Consider the following 17,718-nt stretch of genomic DNA (forward strand, 5'->3'; position numbering starts at 1 on the left):
TGACATGTGCGCCGCCGCGCGCCGCGCGACGGCCAAGGCATCAGCCGGTCGGTGAATCCGCGTAAGCCGTTTTCCAGCCCCACATGCCCGAACCGTAACCGCGCTTCATCACGCGCTCCTTGTAGATTTCGGCGATGATGGCGCCGTCGCCGGCGAGCAGCGACTTGGTCGAGCACATCTCTGCGCAAATCGGCAGCTTGCCCTCGGCCAGACGATTGGCGCCGTATTTGGCGTATTCGGCCGGGCTGGAGTCCGCTTCCGGCCCGCCCGCGCAATAGGTGCACTTGTCCATCTTGCCGCGCGAGCCGAAATTGCCGACTTTCGGATATTGCGGCGCGCCGAACGGACACGCGTAGAAGCAGTAGCCGCAGCCGATGCACAGGTCCTTGGAGTGGAGCACCACGCCGTCGGCGGTGGTGTAGAAGCACGACACCGGACAAACCGCGGCGCATGGCGCATCGGTGCAATGCATGCAGGCCATCGACACCGAGCGTTCGCCGGGCTTGCCGTCATTGATGGTGACGACGCGGCGGCGATTGATGCCCCACGGCACTTCATGTTCGTTCTTGCAGGCCGTCACGCAGGCGTTGCACTCAATGCAACGGTCGGCATCACAGAGAAATTTGACGCGAGCCATGATCTATTCTCCCCTCACGCCGATTGAATCTGGCACAGGGTCACCTTGCCCTCGTGCATGCCGGTGACCGGATCGTAGCCGTAGCTCGTGATCGAGTTCACGCTTTCGCCGAGCACGATCGGATCGCTGCCCTTTGGATATTTGCTGCGCTGGTCGACGCCCTGGAACCAGCCGGAGAAGTGGAACGGCATGAATGCGACGCCCTTGCCGACGCGGTCGGTGACGAGCGCCTTGACCCGAGCCTTCGATGAGTTCTCCGGGCCATAGACCCAGACCCAGCCGCCATCCTTGATGCCGCGTTCGGCAGCATCTGATGTGTTGACCTCGACGAACATGTCCTGCTGCAATTCGGCAAGCCATTTGTTCGACCGGGTTTCCTCGCCGCCGCCTTCATATTCGACGAGACGACCCGACGTGAGGATGATCGGGAATTGCTTGGCAAGCCCCTTGTCCACCGCGGCCTTTTGAACCGAAAAGCCGAGATTGGCCATCCGGAACTGGCGGCCGTCCGGACGCGTCGGGTATTTGGCGACGAGTTCGGGGCGAGAGGTGTAGATCGGCTCGCGATGAACCGGCACCGGATCCGGCAGGTTCCACGCCACCGCGCGTGCCTTGCCGTTGCCATAGGCCATCACGCCGTGTTCGAGCGTAACGCGGATGATGCCGCCCGACAGGTCGACGGCCCAGCCGACGCCGTCGGGATTGTTGCCGCCGATCTTGTTGATCGTCGCCAGTTCGGCCGCGGTGAGGTCCTTGTCCCAGCCGAGCTTCTTCAGCACGCCGTAGGTAAACTCCGGATAGCCATCGGTGAGTTCCGAACCCTTGCTGTAGGAACCTTCCGACAGCAGGTTGACGTTCTTCACCGAACCGTCCGGCTGCTTCTCTTCATAGACGACGCCGAACCGCGCCCGGAACGTGCCGCCGCCGTCCTTGACGTGCAGGTTGGTGTTGTAGAGCGTATGCGTTCCCGGATGCTTGATCTCCGGCGTGCCCCAGCACGGCCACGGCAGGCCGTAATAGTCGCCGCCGATTTCGGGCTCGTCGGCCTTGGCGCGCAGGGTCACGAGGTCGAACTTGCCCTGGTTCTTCATGTGCGCCTTCAGCCGCTCCGGCGACTGGCCGGAATAGCCGGTCGAGAATCCGCCGCGGTTGATTTCGCGCAGCAGCTCTTCCGGCGACGGACGGTTGTTCTCCACCTTGAGGTTCTTGAACATCGGATCGGCGAAGCCGAGCTTCTTGGAAAGCAGGTAGATGATCTCGTAATCGTCCTTGGATTCGAAGATCGGCTTGACGACCTGCTCGCCCCACTGCAGCGAGCGGTTGGAAGCGGTGCGCGAGCCCGAGGTTTCGAACTGGGTGCAGGCCGGCAACAGATAGGTGCCGTTCTTGCGCTCCGAGATCGCCGCGAACGTGGTCGGATGCGGATCGGCAACCACAAGCAGTTCGAGCTTCTCGAGACCCTTCACCATCTCGGTCATGCGCGGGATGGTATTGCCGCCATGCCCCATGATGAGCACGCCCTTGATGGTGTCGCGTTGATCGACATCATCAGGATTGGCCAGCGTCGCATCGAACCAGCGGGTCCACGGGATGCCCGGCAATTCCATGTTCTGCTTGCGGGTGCGGGCCGGACGGCCCGCCTTGGCCGGCACTTCGTCGAAGCGCGCCTGCAGATAATCGTATTCGACCTCCCAGACCCGCGCCCAGTGCTTCCAGGCGCCTTCGACCAGGCCGTAATAGAGCGGCAGCGTCACGATATCGAGGCCGATATCGGTGGCGCCCTGCACGTTGCAATGGCCGCGGAAAATGTTGGCGCCGCCGCCGAAGGTGCCGACATTGCCGGTCGCCAGCAGCAGCGTGCAATAGGCGCGGACGTTGGCGGTGCCGACGGTGTGCTGGGTGCCGCCCATGCACCAGACAAAGGCCGACGGCTTCTGCTTGGCGAAGGTCTCGGCGACCTTCTTCAACTGCTCGCCGGGAATCCCCGACACGCGCTCGACCTCTTCCGGCGTCCACTTCGCGACTTCGGCGCGGATCTGGTCCATGCCGTAAACGCGCTGCTTGATGTATTCCTTGTCTTCCCAGCCATTGTTGAAGATGTGGTGCAGCATGCCCCAGATCACCGCGATGTCGGTGCCGCTGCGGAAGCGCACATATTCGGTGGCGTGGGCCGCGGTCCGGGTGAAGCGCGGATCGAGCACGAATACGTTGGCGCGGTTGATCTCCTTGCCGGTCAGGATGTGCTGCAGCGACACCGGATGCGCTTCGGCGGCATTCGAACCCATGAAGATAACGGTCTTCGAGTTGCGCATGTCGTTGTAGGAATTGGTCATCGCGCCGTAGCCCCAGGTATTGGCGACGCCGGCGACGGTGGTGGAGTGGCAGATGCGGGCCTGGTGGTCGATGGAGTTGGTGCCCCAGAACGCCGCGAATTTGCGGAACAGATAGCCACCCTCATTGGAGAATTTCGCGGAACCGAGCAGATAGACGGAATCGGCGCCCGACTTGGCGCGGATCTCCAGCATCTTGTCGCCGATCTCGTTGATGGCGACGTCCCACGATATTTTCTGCCACTCGCCGTTGACGAGCTTCATCGGGTATTTCAGGCGGCGATCGCCATGCACGAGCTCGCGCACTGACGCACCCTTGGCGCAATGCGAGCCGCGGTTGATCGGGCTGTCCCAGGCCGGCTCCTGGCCGACCCAGACGCCGTTCTGCACTTCGGCGATCACGGTGCAGCCGACCGAACAATGCGTGCAGATGTTCTTTTTGATTTCCGTCGGCGCGCCGACGATTTTCGGACCGGCCTCCGCCTTGCGCACCGAGCCGAGCGGCATCAAGCCGAGCGCGGCGCCGGCGCCTGCAGCCAGACCGGACCGGCGCAGGAACGTGCGGCGGTCGAGAACCCCTGAAGCCAGGCCGGCGGCGACACCTTGCAAACGCGCCTTGCCTGCGGATCCGTCTTTTCGCTTCATCAACATGTGCGTGTTCCCATCAATAGCGGTTGACGCGGTAGAAATTCTTGACGTGATCGGTTTCCTTGTAGCGGGCCTTGACGCGCTCGGCCTGCGACTCGTCCGCGACCGCCTCGCCGCCCGCCAGCGGCACCACGGCGGCTGCAGCGACTGCCGATCCGCCCATCATGAACAAACGGCGGCGATCGAGCCCCTTGGCATCGAGCGGCTTGTCGGCCGGCGCCTTGTTGGATGGTTTGCTCATCGCGGTCTCCTCCACTTCAAACTTTCGATTACCTTTGCGCGTCACTCGGACAGCGTGAAGGCCTCGGCTTCCAGTTCCATAAACACGCGGCCGACGCGGCCGACGGCACGGTAGAATTTGGCTGTCCCGGACATCTCCAGATCAGCGAACATCCGCGCCGCCCACGGCTTGAGATGCCGGTCGAAGAAGCGCGCCTGTTCGGCGAATGGAGCCACAAAGTCGCCGCGCGCCAGACCCGCCATCACCTCAAGCAGAATCGCGATGTGGTCTTCCGGCTCGCGCGAGGGGCCGGCACGCTCGATGCCGAGCAGGTCCAGATCCTCGCGGACGCGCGCCAGCGGGCGCTCGTGCAGGAAGCCGGTCAGGTAATAGGAGGCATAGGGCAGCAGCTCGCCGCGCCCGAGCCCGATGAACAGGTCGAAGAATTCCTTGCTGGCGGCGCGGTCGTCCATAGCTGACGCAGCCACAGCGAGCTCGACATGCGCCATGCCGAGATCGGAAGCGTCGCCCTTCAACTGCGCGACGCGCGCCAGCGTGCCCGCGTCCGGCGCCTTGCCGAGCAGCAACGACAGCAAGCCGTATTCCGCGGCGCGCAGCTGATCGATCTCGTCGAGTTCCGGTTTCGCTGACACGTTGGACGACACCTGGGATGACACCTGAGCCTCGGATGATCCGTAGAGATCGGGGCGAAGCACGGAACGCTCGACGCGCGTCAAGGCCTCGACCGCGAGAACCCGCTCGGCGGGAATCCGCGACCATGATGAAACCGAAGGCTGCGCAATGCCGATCGCTCGCGCTAACGATGCGACGCCACCCGCTGCCCTGATTGCCTGTTCCAGTCCGGCGTCACGCATGGTGAACCCGACTTCTCCCCAGCCTCGCGCCCAGTGTCCCGTATCCTGTGTCCGATGCCTCTTAATCGGGCATACAAATTAGAACTGGAATTATTCCAGTCCTAAATTTGTATCATAGGCTTTGCCTATGTCTCGAAAACTTTTGTCTAAACAAGAGGTTTTGCCGAGCCATGGCGTCGCACCGGCTGCTGCGGTGCAACAGAATCGGAAGGCACGGAGACTGATTCCTGCACTGGTTCGAGGCCGGCTTCCGCGTCGCCGCCCGCAGGATTCGGCTCTATTGCCGCCGGCTGGCCGCTCAATCTCAGCGGTTGATCCGGCAGATCAGGCTTTGGCTGGCCGGAAGATTCAGGGTCGTTCGCGATCTCTGTCGGGACCTCGGCGGCCGCAATCGGCGGCTCGGACGGGGGTTCGCCGGTGCCCATGATCTGGTTGACCATCCGGGCGATATCGATGCCCGCGCCGAGTTCGCTGTTGCCCGGCACGCCGCCCGGCGTGTTCCAGTCATAAGCGTATTCGAGCGCGGGGTTGACGTAGTTGCGGATCGCGGGATCCAGCGCCCAGGATTTTCTCAAAGCCGCATTGCGCAGATGTTCGGGAACGCCCTTGCGCAGAAAGCCGGTGATATCCGTCTCCGAGGTCAATTCTTCGAGCGATGGCAGGCTGGAGAGATCGAACTCCGGCGCAGCCTCCGTCTCAGCCTCGGCCTCGGTCGCCGGAGCAGCAGCGATTTCGGCGTCGGCAACGGGCGCTTCGCGCTCGGGCTGCTTTATCTCTTCCTTGGCCTCCTGTTTGCGCTGCGACCATCGCGCCAAAAAGCCTTTGTCGTCGCCCTGGTCCTGACCACTCATGCGCGCCCTGTCCCTTCGTCCGGGCCGCGATCCTTCGGTCCACGCGGGCGGTCGCCGCCGGCACGATCGCGCTTGCGTTTGTGGAACACCCGCTCGACATGAAACTCGTCGACAAAGGCGGCGATCCAGGCCGCGATCTCCGGCGACATCGGAACCGTGCCGATGACGTCGCAACCGCTTTCGAAGATCGCCTCCCCTTCGGTCGGATCGGCCGTCACCTTGGTCAGTTCAAGTTCGGATCCGCCAGCCTGTCGCCGCAGCGCGATCCAGATGCGCGGTTCGCCGTCGGCGAGATTGTCGCGGTAATTGGCGGTGTCGGAACTGAACAGGTCGATGCTGGCGGCGCCCGCGTAATACATCGTCGCATCCGACTCCGTGGACAGCACGGTCCATGGCGCGGTTGCCGGCACCTCGTCGAGCACCATCGCCGGCGACCACATATGATCGATCCATGGATTATCGACGGCGCGGCGCCGCACCACCACACCCACTTCGCGGGATGCGGTCATCGCCATGCGCGATCCTCCGTGCACCGGCCGATCATGCCACATTCGCCTTTGGCGCGAGCGGCAGCCCGGCGACCAGGTTTTGCGGCTTCAGCCGCACGACCTTGTCCGCGCCCATCGCCAGGATGAGGTAAACCGGTTTGCTGCCGACGCGCTCATCCACCAGCCGCGTATCCGCGATGGTCAGGCGCATCAGCGCGACGATGCGCTCGGCGGCGTTGGCGTCCACCGACGTGCCGTTCCACAGCGCATTGCCGATTTTAGTGCCCTCGCTGTCGAGACCGACAAACCAGCGCCAATCGCGGTCTTCGATACTGGGAACCGTCTCGACGCTGACGGTTACATCGAGCAGATGGGCGATCCATCGTTCGATCACCCGGCAAAGCCCGGCGCGCGCCTTCGGATTGCCGCCGATGTTCATGACCATCGCATGCGCATCCGAACGCGACCAATAGGTCCAGGCGTTCTCGTCGTCCATCACATCCATCTCGCCGAACGCCTTAGGCGGCGCCAGCATCGCCGTCAGCGGCGACGCATGCAGGTCATGTTCGGCCTGTTGCTGCGCCTCGACGATTTCGGCGTCCGCAAGCAACAGCGTACCCTCGTGAAACGCCGCCTGCTGGCTGCGATAGAACAGTTCGGCCGCGCGCAGCATGTAAGGGTCGTCGCAACCCTCAAGCGCGTTGCGCAGGATCAGATGGCAGAGCTGCGAGACAAAAATCGGCGGCAGGTCGCCGGCGCCATTGCGGGCCAGGTTGATATAGACCGCCTCGAGTGACGGAGCCGCGACCAGCCGCTCGCGAAAATTCATCATAAAGGTCCAGTTCTCGCGCGCATCGGGATCGGCGAGCGCCGCGATATCGGCTTTGGAAACCGAACGGAGCGGATCGGCCAACAGGCCCGCGTGCAGGTTCCGCTCGGCCTCGCAGGCGTCCTCCGGCGGCATCAATTCGGGCCGCGCCAGATAGGCCATGATCAGTTCGGGTGTCGCGATCAACCCGCCGTGATCGGCGCGCCGTGTCAGATGATGGCCGGACGCTACCCAGAATTCTCTCATTTGCGATTTCCGGTTTTCTGTTCAGTTCCCATCAAACCCAGCAGATCGACCTCCTCGGCAGGTTCATCGTCGCCTTCGATCTCATGAAAGGTAAAGGCGCTGGCATGCGCGTGCAACCGGTCGGCATCGCCTGCGGCTTCGCGCGGCTTGAGGGTGCGAAAGCGCTCGCGGATTTCACCATCCTCGATGCTGCGTTGCACGGCGAGCAAGGTCTGCGCCGGGTGATCGCACAGCGAGGCCGCAAACGCGACCTCTTCTTCGGCGGCGCCGCGCGCGGCTCTAAGATCCGGCGCGCCGAATTTTTCCAGCAATTGTGCAGCAAGCCGATCGACCGCGGCTTGCCGCTCCGCGTCCGTCGCCTCGGTCACGATCGCAAGCGTCGACCAGCCCAGACTTTCGACCCCGAGAAATCCGGACCGCAGCGCCACGCGCTGCTTCTGCGCCAGCGTCGCCGGATCCTGGTTCCAGAACACGAACGCGCCGGAAACCGCCCATTCCCCGGGTTCCGCGGCACGCTCGAATACGAACGTATCCGATGGGTCGAGCCTGATGGTTCGCGGCAGCTTCAGCATGTCAGCCTCATCCGAACTTTGGACCGCGCGATTGCGGATCATACCAGTCCGCTTTCGCCAGCGCATCCACGAGGCTGGATCGATCGGGCGGCCCGCTGCCGGCCGGCAGCTTGATCAGGAGATCGCCGTTGACGTCGATGGCCCTGATCTCGCCGGCCTTGCGCCTCGGAAGCCGTTCCAGATAATCTCGGGCGATGGCCTCAAAACCGCGCTCGTTCCAGCGATCGAACGCGGTCATCAGATGGCGGGCGAAGCTGCCGATGATCGCGTCGGTATCGACCATCTCAAAGCCTGCGCCCAGCATCGAAACGCCGGACGCGGCCTGCACCTCGTCGAGATGCACCATGTCGGCGGCGCGCAGGATCACAGCGAAGACCAGCCAGTTCGGCACGTCGGTCTCCGCGCAATCGGCGGGCCAGCCGAGCCGCGCGCCGCCCAGCAATCCCGCGTCGAACCGGATCGTATCGGGCCAGTCGAAACTGACATCCCGCTCGGGCGGACAATGGGCGGCAATCGCGTCCGCCAGCGCGTTCATGCCGGCGAACAGCGCCCGGCGCGCCGAGTTCAAGGGTTCGTCGGGTTCGAGCACCACGGCGAATTCGACCAGGTCGTAGCGCCGCACCCAGACCAGCGTTCCGGCACCCGCTTCGGCCGCGATCTCGCATCCATGGGCAAACGCGTCGCCGAGTTCGCGTAACGCGACCAAAGTATAACCGGGGGGCAGATCGGGTGCCTGATCCACTTCCCCGCGACGCGACATCATCGAAAAGCTCATCCTGCGTTGCTTTGCTAAATTGCTTTGCAATCCGCCGGTGTATGCTATCCCCGTCGGGCTCGCAACGCGAGCGGAACCAGAAAAACGAGCCGTGCGATGTGCGCGCCGGTTCAGGAAGTTAACGATGGCTACGGCGTCTCATCTTCTGATTTGCAGCTGCGAGAAGACCATGCCGCTCGACGTGCCGGCGATCAGCCGTGGCTGCGCCGGGAAGATCACGCAAGCCAACCAGCTCTGCGGCCTCGAACTCGACCGCTTCAAGCAAGCGCTTGCCGACGGCGCGCCGATCACGGTGGCCTGCACGCAGGAAGCGCCGCTGTTCCGCGAAGTCGCCGAAGATTTCCCGCAAGCCCAGCTCACCTTTGCCAACATCCGCGAAGCGGGCGGCTGGTCGAATGATGCGGCTGCGGCCGGTCCGAAAGCTGCGGCGCTGATCGCAGCCGCCCAGGAAGACATGCCGCCGATTTCGCTGGTGACGATGGAGAGCAGCGGCGTCGCGCTGATCTATGGAAGCGACGAACTCGCCATCGACGCCGCGCAGCGCCTCGCCGACCGTCTCGACATCACCGTGCTGCTCAGCAAGCCCGGCGACGTCATGCCGCGCCGGAGCAATGAGTTTCCGGTGCTCAAGGGCACCATCCGCAACGCGCGCGGTCATCTCGGCGCGTTTGAGCTTGCGGTCGACGACTACGCGCTGCCGCTGCCGTCTTCGCGCGCCAAGCTCCTGTTCGGCCCCGCACGCAACGGCGCGACGTCGACCTGCGATTTGATCCTCGATCTCAGCGGCGGTACGCCGCTGTTTCCCGCACACGAACTGCGTCCGGGATATCTGCGCGCCGATCCGCGCGACCGCGGCGCCGTCGAGCGCGCGATCGCGGATGCGGGCAATCTGGTCGGCACCTTCGACAAGCCGCGCTTCATACAGTTCGAGGAAGCGCTGTGCGCCCATTCGCGCTCCGGCATTACCGGATGCACGCGCTGCCTCGATCTCTGTCCGACCGGGGCGATCACGCCGAACGGAAAGGCCGTCGCGATCGACGCCAACGTATGCGCCGGCTGCGGCGCCTGCGCCTCGGTGTGTCCGACCGGTGCGGCTTCATATGCACTGCCCAGTGCAGACGCGCTGATGCGGCGATTGCGCACGCTGCTGCAGACCTATCGTAAAGCCGGCGGCAACAACGCGATCGTGCTGTTCCACGACGGCGAGCACGGCGACGCGCTGATCGACGCGTTGGCAAGGTTCGGCGCCGGACTGCCGGCCCATGTGCTGCCGCTGCGCGTCAATGAAGTGACGCAACTCGGACCGGAGAGTATCGCGGCGGTGTTCGCCTATGGCGGCAGTGGTGTCGCGATCCTGACGCGGGCCAAACCCAGGCACGATATTACCGGACTGCGCCGGACCGCCGGAACATCCGACACCGTGGTTGCCGCGCTCGGCTTCGGCGCAGGCTTGGTGCGTATCCTCGAGATCGACGATCCGGACCAGCTGCGCGCAATGCTCGATGCGGCGCCAGGCGGCGTCGCGACGCCAAAGCCGGCCGGCTTCGTGCCGCGCGGCGCCAAACGCGGCGTGCTCGAAACGACGTTTCGCGAACTTCACCTCGCGGCACCCGCGCCGGTCGATAGCGTACCGCTTGCGCCGGGCGCACCATTCGGCGGCGTCAATCTCAATGTCGAAGGCTGCACGCTCTGTCACGCCTGCGTCACCGCCTGCCCGACCGGCGCGCTATCGGACAATCCTGATCGTGCCATGCTGCGCTTCACCGAAAGCCTGTGCGTACAGTGCGGGCTTTGCGAAGCGACCTGCCCGGAAAAAGTCATCACACTCGAGCCGCGGCTGGATTTTGCAGCATGGAATGCGCCGCTGCGCGTTCTGAAGGAGGAAGAACCGTTCAACTGCATCGCCTGCGGCAAGCCGTTCGGGACCAAAAGTTCGATAGAACGCGTACTGGCAAAACTCGGCGAGAAGCACTGGATGTTCCAGGGCGCCAACGCCAAACGGATCGATGTCATCAAGATGTGCGCGGATTGCCGCGTCGAAGCCGTGGTCAATGAGGGTTTTGACCCGCACGGGGCGCCGCAGCGGCCGCCGGTGATGTCGACGGAAGATTATTTGCGCGCGCGCGATGGCAAGAAGGGCGATCCCGTTGGATCGTAAGGAGCCCGCCGTGTCCGCCACCCAGCCTGCCCCTGCAGCCCGCGCGACGTCGCGCGCGTCAGGCATTCCCGGCGTCAAGCACGTCATCGCCGTCGCGTCCGGCAAGGGCGGCGTCGGCAAGTCCACCACCGCGTGCAATCTCGCGCTCGGCTTTGCCGCCCTCGGGCTGAAAGCCGGCATTCTCGACGCCGATATTTATGGCCCATCGCAGCCAAAACTATTCGGGCTGCGCGGCAAGCCGCGCCAGGTCGGCCCGCGCATGCTGGAGCCGCTGGAGCGGTTTGGCGTCAAGGTGATGTCGATCGGCTTTCTGGTCGAGGAAGACCTCGCGATGATCTGGCGCGGGGCGATGGTGATCTCGGCGATCACGCAATTGCTGCGCGAGGTGGCGTGGGGCGATCTCGATATTTTGGTCATCGACCTGCCGCCGGGCACCGGAGACGCGCAGCTCACGATGGCCCAGCAGGCGCCGCTGGCCGGAGCGGTGATCGTCTCCACGCCGCAGGACATCGCGCTGATCGACGCGCGGCGCGGCATCGCGATGTTCGAGAAGGTGAACATCCCGATCCTGGGTCTGATCGAAAACATGTCGGCGTTCTGCTGCCCGGCCTGCCAGAAGCTCACGCCGATCTTCGGCCATGGCGGCGCACGCCAGGAGGCCGAACGGCGCGGGATTCCGTATCTCGGCGAGATACCGCTCGATATCAAGATTCGCGAGACCTCAGACGATGGCCGCCCGGTGGTGGCGACCGAACCGGACGGCGTTCATGCGCGCCACTACATCGCGATCGCCCGCGAAGTCTGGACGACGATCACCTCCGGCGCGGCAAGCCGGCCGCCACCTCGCATTATCATTGAGTGAACGAGTTCATTGCATCGCAGCGAAGCTGCGGGATCGCCACGCGATTGTGCCGCCCGGATTTTCGAGATACGAGAGAGTCATAATTTTTTCTTCAAAGCATTTAGGGGAGCAAATCGTGCGCATATTGAGACATCTGGGATTAATGACCGCGATCCTCATGTTCGCTGTGACGGCCCACGCACCCGCAGCCCATGCCGACAGCTTGAAGGAAGCCACGGCCGCGTTTGCGAAAAAGCAGTATGCGGCGGCGATCAAGCTGTTCCGGCCGCTCGCGGAAAAAGGCAACGCCATCGCGCAATACAAGGTCGCGGTGATGCACAGGATGGGTCTCGGCGTTCCCAAGAGCGAAAAGGAAGCGCGGAAGTGGAGCCGGCTCGCCGCCAAGCAAGGCAACCCCCAAGCCCAGACGTTGCTCGGCAGCCTCTACTACAAGGCCAGCGGCGAGGAATCGCCCGACACCGTTCGTGCCTACATGTGGTATGAAGTGGCGGCTGCGCAGGGCAATGCCGAGGCCAAGAAGGATCTCGCTTTGCTCACCAAGGAGCTGACCCCGCAACAGGTCACGGAAGCGCGCGAGAAGGCGCAGAAATGCAAATCGTCCGGCTACGAGCAGTGCGATTGATCGAACGTACTTCTCACGACAGGCAGGCCGGCATCATCCTCGCGCCGACTCTTTAGCGAAGGCAGAACGAACATTCGCAAGGCGCGTCGATGCGCTCATCCCTTCGGTTTGGAATCCGGCGGGCAGTCCTTTCGGACCACCAGGGGCTTGCCGCCGCTCTGCACGGTGGGCGCGGCCGAATCGGCGCCGCCGGCGTCGGGCAGGATCGCGCTCTTTTCCACGGCCATCGAATTCGACGTCTTTTCGTCGCCGTGTCCCGAGGTCGCGGACCCGCTTGTCGTGCAACTGGTCTCCGGCTTTTCGCTCGACGGCGTCGTCGATTGCGCGGCCGCAGGTCCAATGACCAACGATCCCACGAGAATTGCTGCGGCAGCACGAATCATTTTGCTCTCCCGTGAAAAAAACAGGCTTTCGAAATTCGGAAGACAAACGTTCTGCGGCAGCGATGGTTCCCGGCCCCCTCTCAGAATGGCAGCGCGACGTCGCACTTGATCTCCTTGAGGATGACGTTGGTCCGGACGTGACGGATGCCCGGAATCTTGAACATGAATTCGTCGAGAAACCGGTTGTAGGCGGCCATGTCGGCGACGACGACGCGCAGGTGATAATCGGCATCCCCCGTCGTCGCAAAACACTCGAGCACCTCGGGGCGCCGTTTCACGCGCGCGACGAACTGGGTGACGAAAGTGGCGTCGTGGCGATCGAGCGACACATGCAGAATGGCTGAAGTCAGGAAGCCGGCCCGCTCGCGGTCGACCAGCGCCGCATAGCCGGTAATGACGCCGGACTCTTCGAGCGCCCGCACCCGGCGCCAGCACGCCGAAGACGACATGCCGACATCGTCAGCCAGATCCTGGTTGCTGCGGCGGCCATCTTTCTGGAGGTGGGTCAGCAATCGTCGATCCTGTCCTTCAATCATGATGAGCCTTTCCTGGACTGCCGTGGCAGATCATACCGAATGATACGTCACTGCTGGTAATTTCTACCATAACAGACGGAAATACCGAACAATTAGAACAGCTCTTCCACCCGATCGGGTCGACACTTTCACCGACCTGATACGGCGGGAGGCCGACATGACCCTGACCCTGACGACAGGCAGAGACCTCGACGATTACGCCTTGATGGACCGATACACGCGCCAGACCGGGCGTGTGCTGCTGACGGGCACGCAGGCGCTGGTGCGCATCCTGCTCGACCAGCGCGACCGCGATTCTGCCGACGGCATCAACTCGGCCGGATTCGTCTCCGGTTATCGCGGCTCGCCGCTCGGCGGCGTCGATCTGGAACTCTGGCGCGCCAAAAAACTCCTGAGCCAACGGCGCATCGAATTCCTGCCCGCCGTCAACGAAGACCTCGCCGCCACCGCCGTGCTGGGATCGCAGCAGGTCGAAACCAACCCGGCGCGCGAAGTCGATGGCGTGTTCGGCCTCTGGTACGGCAAGGGCCCCGGCGTCGATCGATCCGGCGATGCCTTGAAGCACGGCAACGCCTACGGCTCCTCGCCGCATGGCGGCGTGCTGGTCGTTGCCGGCGACGATCATGGCTGCGTGTCGTCATCGATGCCGCATCAGTCGGACGTCGCCTTCATGGCATGGTTCATGCCGACGCTTAGCCCGTCGAGCGTGGCCGAATATCTTTCCTTCGGCGAATATGGTTACGCGCTGAGCCGCTTTTCCGGCATGTGGGTCGGCTTCAAGGCGATATCGGAAACGGTCGAGTCCTGCGCCTCGGTCGAACTGCCGCCGCGCCGCCTGTTCAACCCGCCGGCATTCGAACCGCCCGCGGGCGGCCTGCACTACCGCTGGCCGGACCTTCCCGGGCCGCAGATCGAGCAGCGGCTGGAAGCCAAGAAGAACGCAGTGCTCGCCTTTGCCGCCGCCAACCCGATCGATCGCCGGATTTACGACATCCCCGACGCCACCTACGGCATCGTCACGACAGGCAAGGCTCATCTCGACCTGATGGAGGCCTTGCAACTCCTGGGCTTAACCGAATTCGAATGCCGGCGGATTGGCATCGATATCTACAAGGTCGGGATGGTGTGGCCGCTGGCGCATCACGACGCACTGGAATTCGTCCGGGAGAAGCGCGAGATCCTCGTGATCGAGGAAAAACGCGGCATCATCGAAAGCCAGTTCAAGGAATATTTCTACGACTATCCCGGCCACAAGCCCGAACACATGGCCGGCAAGAGCGATGAAAACAATGATCCGCTGGTGCCCTGGGTCGGCGAGTTGTCGCCGCGGCTGCTGGCGCCGATCGTCGCCAAGCGGCTTGACCTGATTTTCCCCGGCCTCGACCTCACATCGCGCGCCGAAAAACTGCTCCGCCCAAGTGCGGAGATCATCAACATATCAGGCGCAACGCGCACACCCTATTTTTGCTCGGGCTGTCCGCACAACACGTCAACGAAGGTGCCTGCGGGATCGCAGGCGCTGGCCGGCATCGGCTGTCATTTCATGGCGAGCTGGATGGACCGCGATACGAGTTCGCTGATCCAGATGGGCGGCGAAGGCGTCAACTGGATCGCCTCCTCGCGCTTTACCGGCGGCAAGCACGTGTTCCAGAATCTCGGCGAAGGCACCTACTATCATTCCGGATCGATGGCGATCCGCCAGGCCGTGGCCGCCAAGGCCAACATCACCTACAAGATTCTGTTCAACGATGCGGTCGCCATGACCGGCGGCCAGCCCGTCGACGGGCCGATCAGCGTCACCGCCATCGCCCACGAAGTTCGTGCCAACGGCGTGGCGCGGATTGCGATCGTGTCCGACGCGCCCGATCAATTGCACGAAAGCGATTTCCCCAAAGGCGTAACGATCCATCCCCGCGCGCAGCTGGATGCCGTGCAGCGCGAACTGCGGCAGATCATCGGCGTATCCGTCCTGATTTATGAACAGGAATGCGCCACCGAGCGGCGACGCAAGCGCAAGCGCGGCCAGGCGCCCGAGCTGAAGAAGTTCGCCGTCATCAATGATCTCGTCTGCGAAGGCTGCGGCGATTGTTCGGTCGAGTCCAACTGTCTGAGCGTCGAGCCAAAGGAGACGCCGTTCGGCCGCAAGCGCCAGATCAATCTCTCGACCTGCAACCAGGACTTTTCCTGCGTCAACGGCTTTTGCCCGAGCTTTGTCACTGTCGAAGGCGCGACCCGCCGCAACAAACGGGGAGCCGGCATCGATGCGATGGCGCGTACGACGGCGCTGCCCGAGCCAAACTTCGTTTCCCTCGAAAAACCGTTCAACCTGCTGGTGACCGGCGTCGGCGGCACCGGCGTCATCACCGTCGGCGCGTTGATCACGATGGCGGCGCATCTGGAGGGCAAGGGTGCGTCGGTGCTCGACTTCACCGGCTTCGCGCAGAAATTCGGCCCGGTGCTGAGTTTCATCCGGCTCTCGAACAGGCCCGACGATATCCATCAGGTCCGGATTGATCAGGGTGCGGCGAACGCGCTGATCGGATGCGACATCGTGGTGAGTTCCTCGCCGAAGGCGTCCGGCACCTATGGACCGGGCATGCGCGCTGTCGTCAACACGGCCGAGATGCCGACCGGCGACATCGTGCGCAATCGCGACGCCAGCCTGGAGGCGGTGGCGAGACTTCGGCACCTCGAACGTGTTGTCGGGTTGGACAATATGAGCAGCCTCGACGCAAACCGGCTGGCCGACGCCCTGTTCGGCGACACGGTTTTTGCCAATGTGATCATGCTCGGAGCGGCGTGGCAGCAGGGCCTGGTGCCGGTGAGTTCGGAAGCGCTGATGCGCGCGATCGAGTTGAATGGCGTTGCGATCGAACAGAACAAGCAGGCTTTTGCCAGCGGACGCCTCGCCGCATCGGATCGTGATTTTGTGACGTCGCTATTAGGGCAGGCCAAAAAGGAAGAGACGCTGGACGAAGTCATCTCTCGCCGTGTCGAGTCCCTCACCGCCTATCAGGATGCAGCCTATGCCGATCGTTACCTCAAATTCGTAGGTCAAGTCCGCGCCGCCGAGGAACGCCACGTACCCGGCTCGCAGGCGCTAACGACCGCCGTCGCTCGGTCCCTCTTCAAGCTGATGGCCTACAAGGACGAGTACGAGGTGGCGCGGCTGCACATGGAGACCGGGTTTCAGGAAAAGCTGCGGCAGGAGTTCGAGGGCGACTTCGCGATCATGTATCATCTGGCGCCGCCGGTCCTGTCGTCCGGAAAGGACGCCCGCGGCCGGCCGCTCAAGCGTCAATTCGGGCAATGGATACAGACACCATTCCGGATTCTGGCGCGGCTCAAATTCCTGCGCGGCACCGCGTTGGACGTGTTCGGCTATACGCACGAGCGCCAGATGGAGCGCGGCCTGATCGACTGGTACGAAAGGCTCGTGACCGATCTCACGCCGTGGATTTCACCTGACACCATCGAACGCTTGGCCAAGATCGCGGCCGCACCGATGGACATTCGCGGCTATGGCCCGGTGAAGCTGGAAGCGGTGGCGAAAGTACAAAAGGAGACGGAAGATTTATTCCGTCTCCTGAAGTCGTCGATATCGGAAAGGCGCGCGGCCTAGCGGGCTTCTTCGAAGCCGGCGAGAACGGATGTCAGGTTGGCGCCTAGAATGTCGGAGAGGTATCCGCCCTCCTGAACGAACACGGTCGGGAGCCCGAGCCGCGCGATGGCGGCGCCAATGCGCCGGAAGCCGGGCGTGGTCACGGCGAGGCCTGCCAACGGATCATGCTCCGATGCGTCGAGGCCAAGTGCAACGACCAGCGCGCCGGGCGCGAAGGCATCGATGGCTTTCTTTGCAACGCCAAGCCCGCCCATGTAGCCGTCATCGCCGGTGCCGATCGGCAAAGGAATATTGAGGTTGGCGCCGAGGCCGGGACCCGCGCCGCGCTCATGCGCATAACCCCAGACGAACGGATAATACGACGTGGGATCGGCATGGATCGAAACCGTAAACACGTCGGGTTGTTCGTAGAAAATGCCCTGCGTACCGTTGCCGTGGTGGACATCGACATCGAGTATGACAACACGTTCATGGCGCTGGCGCAGATGCGCAGCCGCGATCGCGCTGTTGTTGAAGAAGCAGAAGCCGCCCGCCATATCGCGGTAGGCGTGATGACCGGGCGGACGGCAGAGCGCATAGGTCGCGTCTTCGCCGTCGAGGACAAGCTGGGCCGCCGTCGTCGCCACATCCGTTGCCGCGCAAGCCGCAGCAAAGGTACCCGGACCGATCGGAGCGGCAGTATCGGCGGTATGCCAGCCGAGCCGGCCGACGATATGGGTCGGGTAGGTCGCGGCGTGGCGCACCGGATGGATGTTGGCGATCATTTCCGGACCGGCATTGCCGAGCGCGGACCAGGCCTCCCAGGCTTCGGCGAGAAAGCCGAGATATTCCGGACTGTGAATCCTTGCACGCGGGCCCTGCCCGAACATGGTGGGCGCAACCAGTTCGTGCTTGCCGGCCTTCAATCCCGCGAGCAGCCGGTCGGCGCGTTCGGGCTGTTCGGTGGTGCGCTGGATGATACCGCGCACCAGAAAGAATTGCGGATCGTGACTGCGGTGCAGTTCAGTGTAGACGGCCTTCACGCGAATACTCCTGTTTTCTGTAAATGAAATCTGGCGCGCCAG

General features: G+C 63.5%; 15 protein-coding genes and 1 pseudogene. 4 read left to right on the forward strand and 12 right to left on the reverse strand.

The genetic code is table 11. From position 1 onward, the window contains the following. Positions 1-40: 40 nt before the first annotated feature. The 9 genes from fdh3B to JQ600_RS12680 all read right to left on the reverse strand — a co-directional run bounded on the left by fdh3B (position 41) and on the right by JQ600_RS12680 (position 8,459). Positions 41-637 (reverse strand): formate dehydrogenase FDH3 subunit beta, encoded by a 597-nt coding sequence (gene fdh3B, locus JQ600_RS12640; RefSeq protein WP_192734407.1) that lies wholly within the window; start codon positions 635-637, stop codon positions 41-43. A 14-nt stretch (positions 638-651) separates the two neighbouring features. Further along, the gene (locus JQ600_RS12645) at positions 652-3,618 is read right to left on the reverse strand and encodes a formate dehydrogenase subunit alpha (protein WP_212391138.1); all 2,967 of its coding nucleotides are present in this window, start codon (positions 3,616-3,618) and stop codon (positions 652-654) included. A gap of 13 nt (positions 3,619-3,631) precedes the next feature. After that, positions 3,632-3,856: a hypothetical protein gene (locus tag JQ600_RS12650; protein ID WP_212269106.1), complete on the reverse strand. Its 225-nt coding sequence runs from the start codon at positions 3,854-3,856 to the stop codon at positions 3,632-3,634. 41 nt (positions 3,857-3,897) lie between these two features. Further along, positions 3,898-4,710, reverse strand: coding sequence for a Cro/CI family transcriptional regulator (locus tag JQ600_RS12655; RefSeq protein ID WP_212391136.1), 813 nt, complete (start codon positions 4,708-4,710; stop codon positions 3,898-3,900). A 146-nt stretch (positions 4,711-4,856) separates the two neighbouring features. Then, complete coding sequence (locus JQ600_RS12660) at positions 4,857-5,561, reverse strand: DUF3306 domain-containing protein (RefSeq protein WP_212391134.1); 705 nt, start codon at positions 5,559-5,561, stop codon at positions 4,857-4,859. Beyond that, on the reverse strand, positions 5,558-6,076 hold the full coding sequence (locus JQ600_RS12665; RefSeq protein ID WP_249133556.1) for a DUF3305 domain-containing protein: 519 nt from the start codon (positions 6,074-6,076) through the stop codon (positions 5,558-5,560). Before JQ600_RS12665 ends, JQ600_RS12660 begins: the two co-directional genes overlap by 4 nt. Before the next feature lie 25 nt (positions 6,077-6,101). Continuing rightward, positions 6,102-7,124 (reverse strand): DUF6352 family protein, encoded by a 1,023-nt coding sequence (locus JQ600_RS12670; protein WP_212391123.1) that lies wholly within the window; start codon positions 7,122-7,124, stop codon positions 6,102-6,104. Further along, positions 7,121-7,696 (reverse strand): DUF6505 family protein, encoded by a 576-nt coding sequence (locus JQ600_RS12675; RefSeq protein ID WP_212391121.1) that lies wholly within the window; start codon positions 7,694-7,696, stop codon positions 7,121-7,123. The genes JQ600_RS12670 and JQ600_RS12675 overlap by 4 nt, the downstream gene beginning before the upstream one ends. Before the next feature lie 7 nt (positions 7,697-7,703). Next, a complete protein-coding gene (locus tag JQ600_RS12680) occupies positions 7,704-8,459 on the reverse strand; it encodes a biotin/lipoate--protein ligase family protein (RefSeq protein WP_212391119.1) in 756 nt (251 codons plus the stop codon). Positions 8,460-8,595: 136 nt separating this feature from the next. On the opposite strand from JQ600_RS12680, the gene JQ600_RS12685 reads away from it, so the two are divergent. The 3 genes and pseudogenes from JQ600_RS12685 (at position 8,596) to JQ600_RS12695 (ending at position 12,113) form a co-directional block, all read left to right on the forward strand. After that, positions 8,596-10,629: a 4Fe-4S binding protein gene (locus JQ600_RS12685; protein ID WP_249135851.1), complete on the forward strand. Its 2,034-nt coding sequence runs from the start codon at positions 8,596-8,598 to the stop codon at positions 10,627-10,629. Further along, positions 10,592-11,491, forward strand: a pseudogene (locus JQ600_RS12690) (Mrp/NBP35 family ATP-binding protein); the annotation flags it as partial. The gene JQ600_RS12685 and the pseudogene JQ600_RS12690, both read left to right, overlap by 38 nt. A gap of 115 nt (positions 11,492-11,606) precedes the next feature. Next, complete coding sequence (locus JQ600_RS12695; protein WP_312011095.1) at positions 11,607-12,113, forward strand: tetratricopeptide repeat protein; 507 nt, start codon at positions 11,607-11,609, stop codon at positions 12,111-12,113. Between the two features lie 95 nt (positions 12,114-12,208). On the opposite strand, the gene JQ600_RS12700 is transcribed toward JQ600_RS12695, so the two are convergent. Next, complete coding sequence (locus JQ600_RS12700) at positions 12,209-12,496, reverse strand: hypothetical protein (RefSeq protein ID WP_212391115.1); 288 nt, start codon at positions 12,494-12,496, stop codon at positions 12,209-12,211. A gap of 80 nt (positions 12,497-12,576) precedes the next feature. Continuing rightward, complete coding sequence (locus JQ600_RS12705; protein WP_192734397.1) at positions 12,577-13,032, reverse strand: Lrp/AsnC family transcriptional regulator; 456 nt, start codon at positions 13,030-13,032, stop codon at positions 12,577-12,579. A gap of 157 nt (positions 13,033-13,189) precedes the next feature. On the opposite strand from JQ600_RS12705, the gene JQ600_RS12710 reads away from it, so the two are divergent. Continuing rightward, positions 13,190-16,654 carry an indolepyruvate ferredoxin oxidoreductase family protein gene (locus JQ600_RS12710; RefSeq protein WP_212391113.1) on the forward strand — a complete coding sequence of 1,155 codons (3,465 nt, stop codon included), beginning with the start codon at positions 13,190-13,192 and terminating at the stop codon, positions 16,652-16,654. Here the strand turns inward: JQ600_RS12710 and JQ600_RS12715 are convergent. Then, the gene (locus JQ600_RS12715) at positions 16,651-17,676 is read right to left on the reverse strand and encodes a histone deacetylase family protein (RefSeq protein WP_212391111.1); all 1,026 of its coding nucleotides are present in this window, start codon (positions 17,674-17,676) and stop codon (positions 16,651-16,653) included. The two genes, JQ600_RS12710 and JQ600_RS12715, sit on opposite strands and share 4 nt — an antisense overlap. Positions 17,677-17,718: the final 42 nt, after the last annotated feature.

It is taken from the genome of Bradyrhizobium sp. AUGA SZCCT0176, assembly GCF_018130145.1.
In the GTDB taxonomy this organism is placed as follows: domain Bacteria; phylum Pseudomonadota; class Alphaproteobacteria; order Rhizobiales; family Xanthobacteraceae; genus Bradyrhizobium.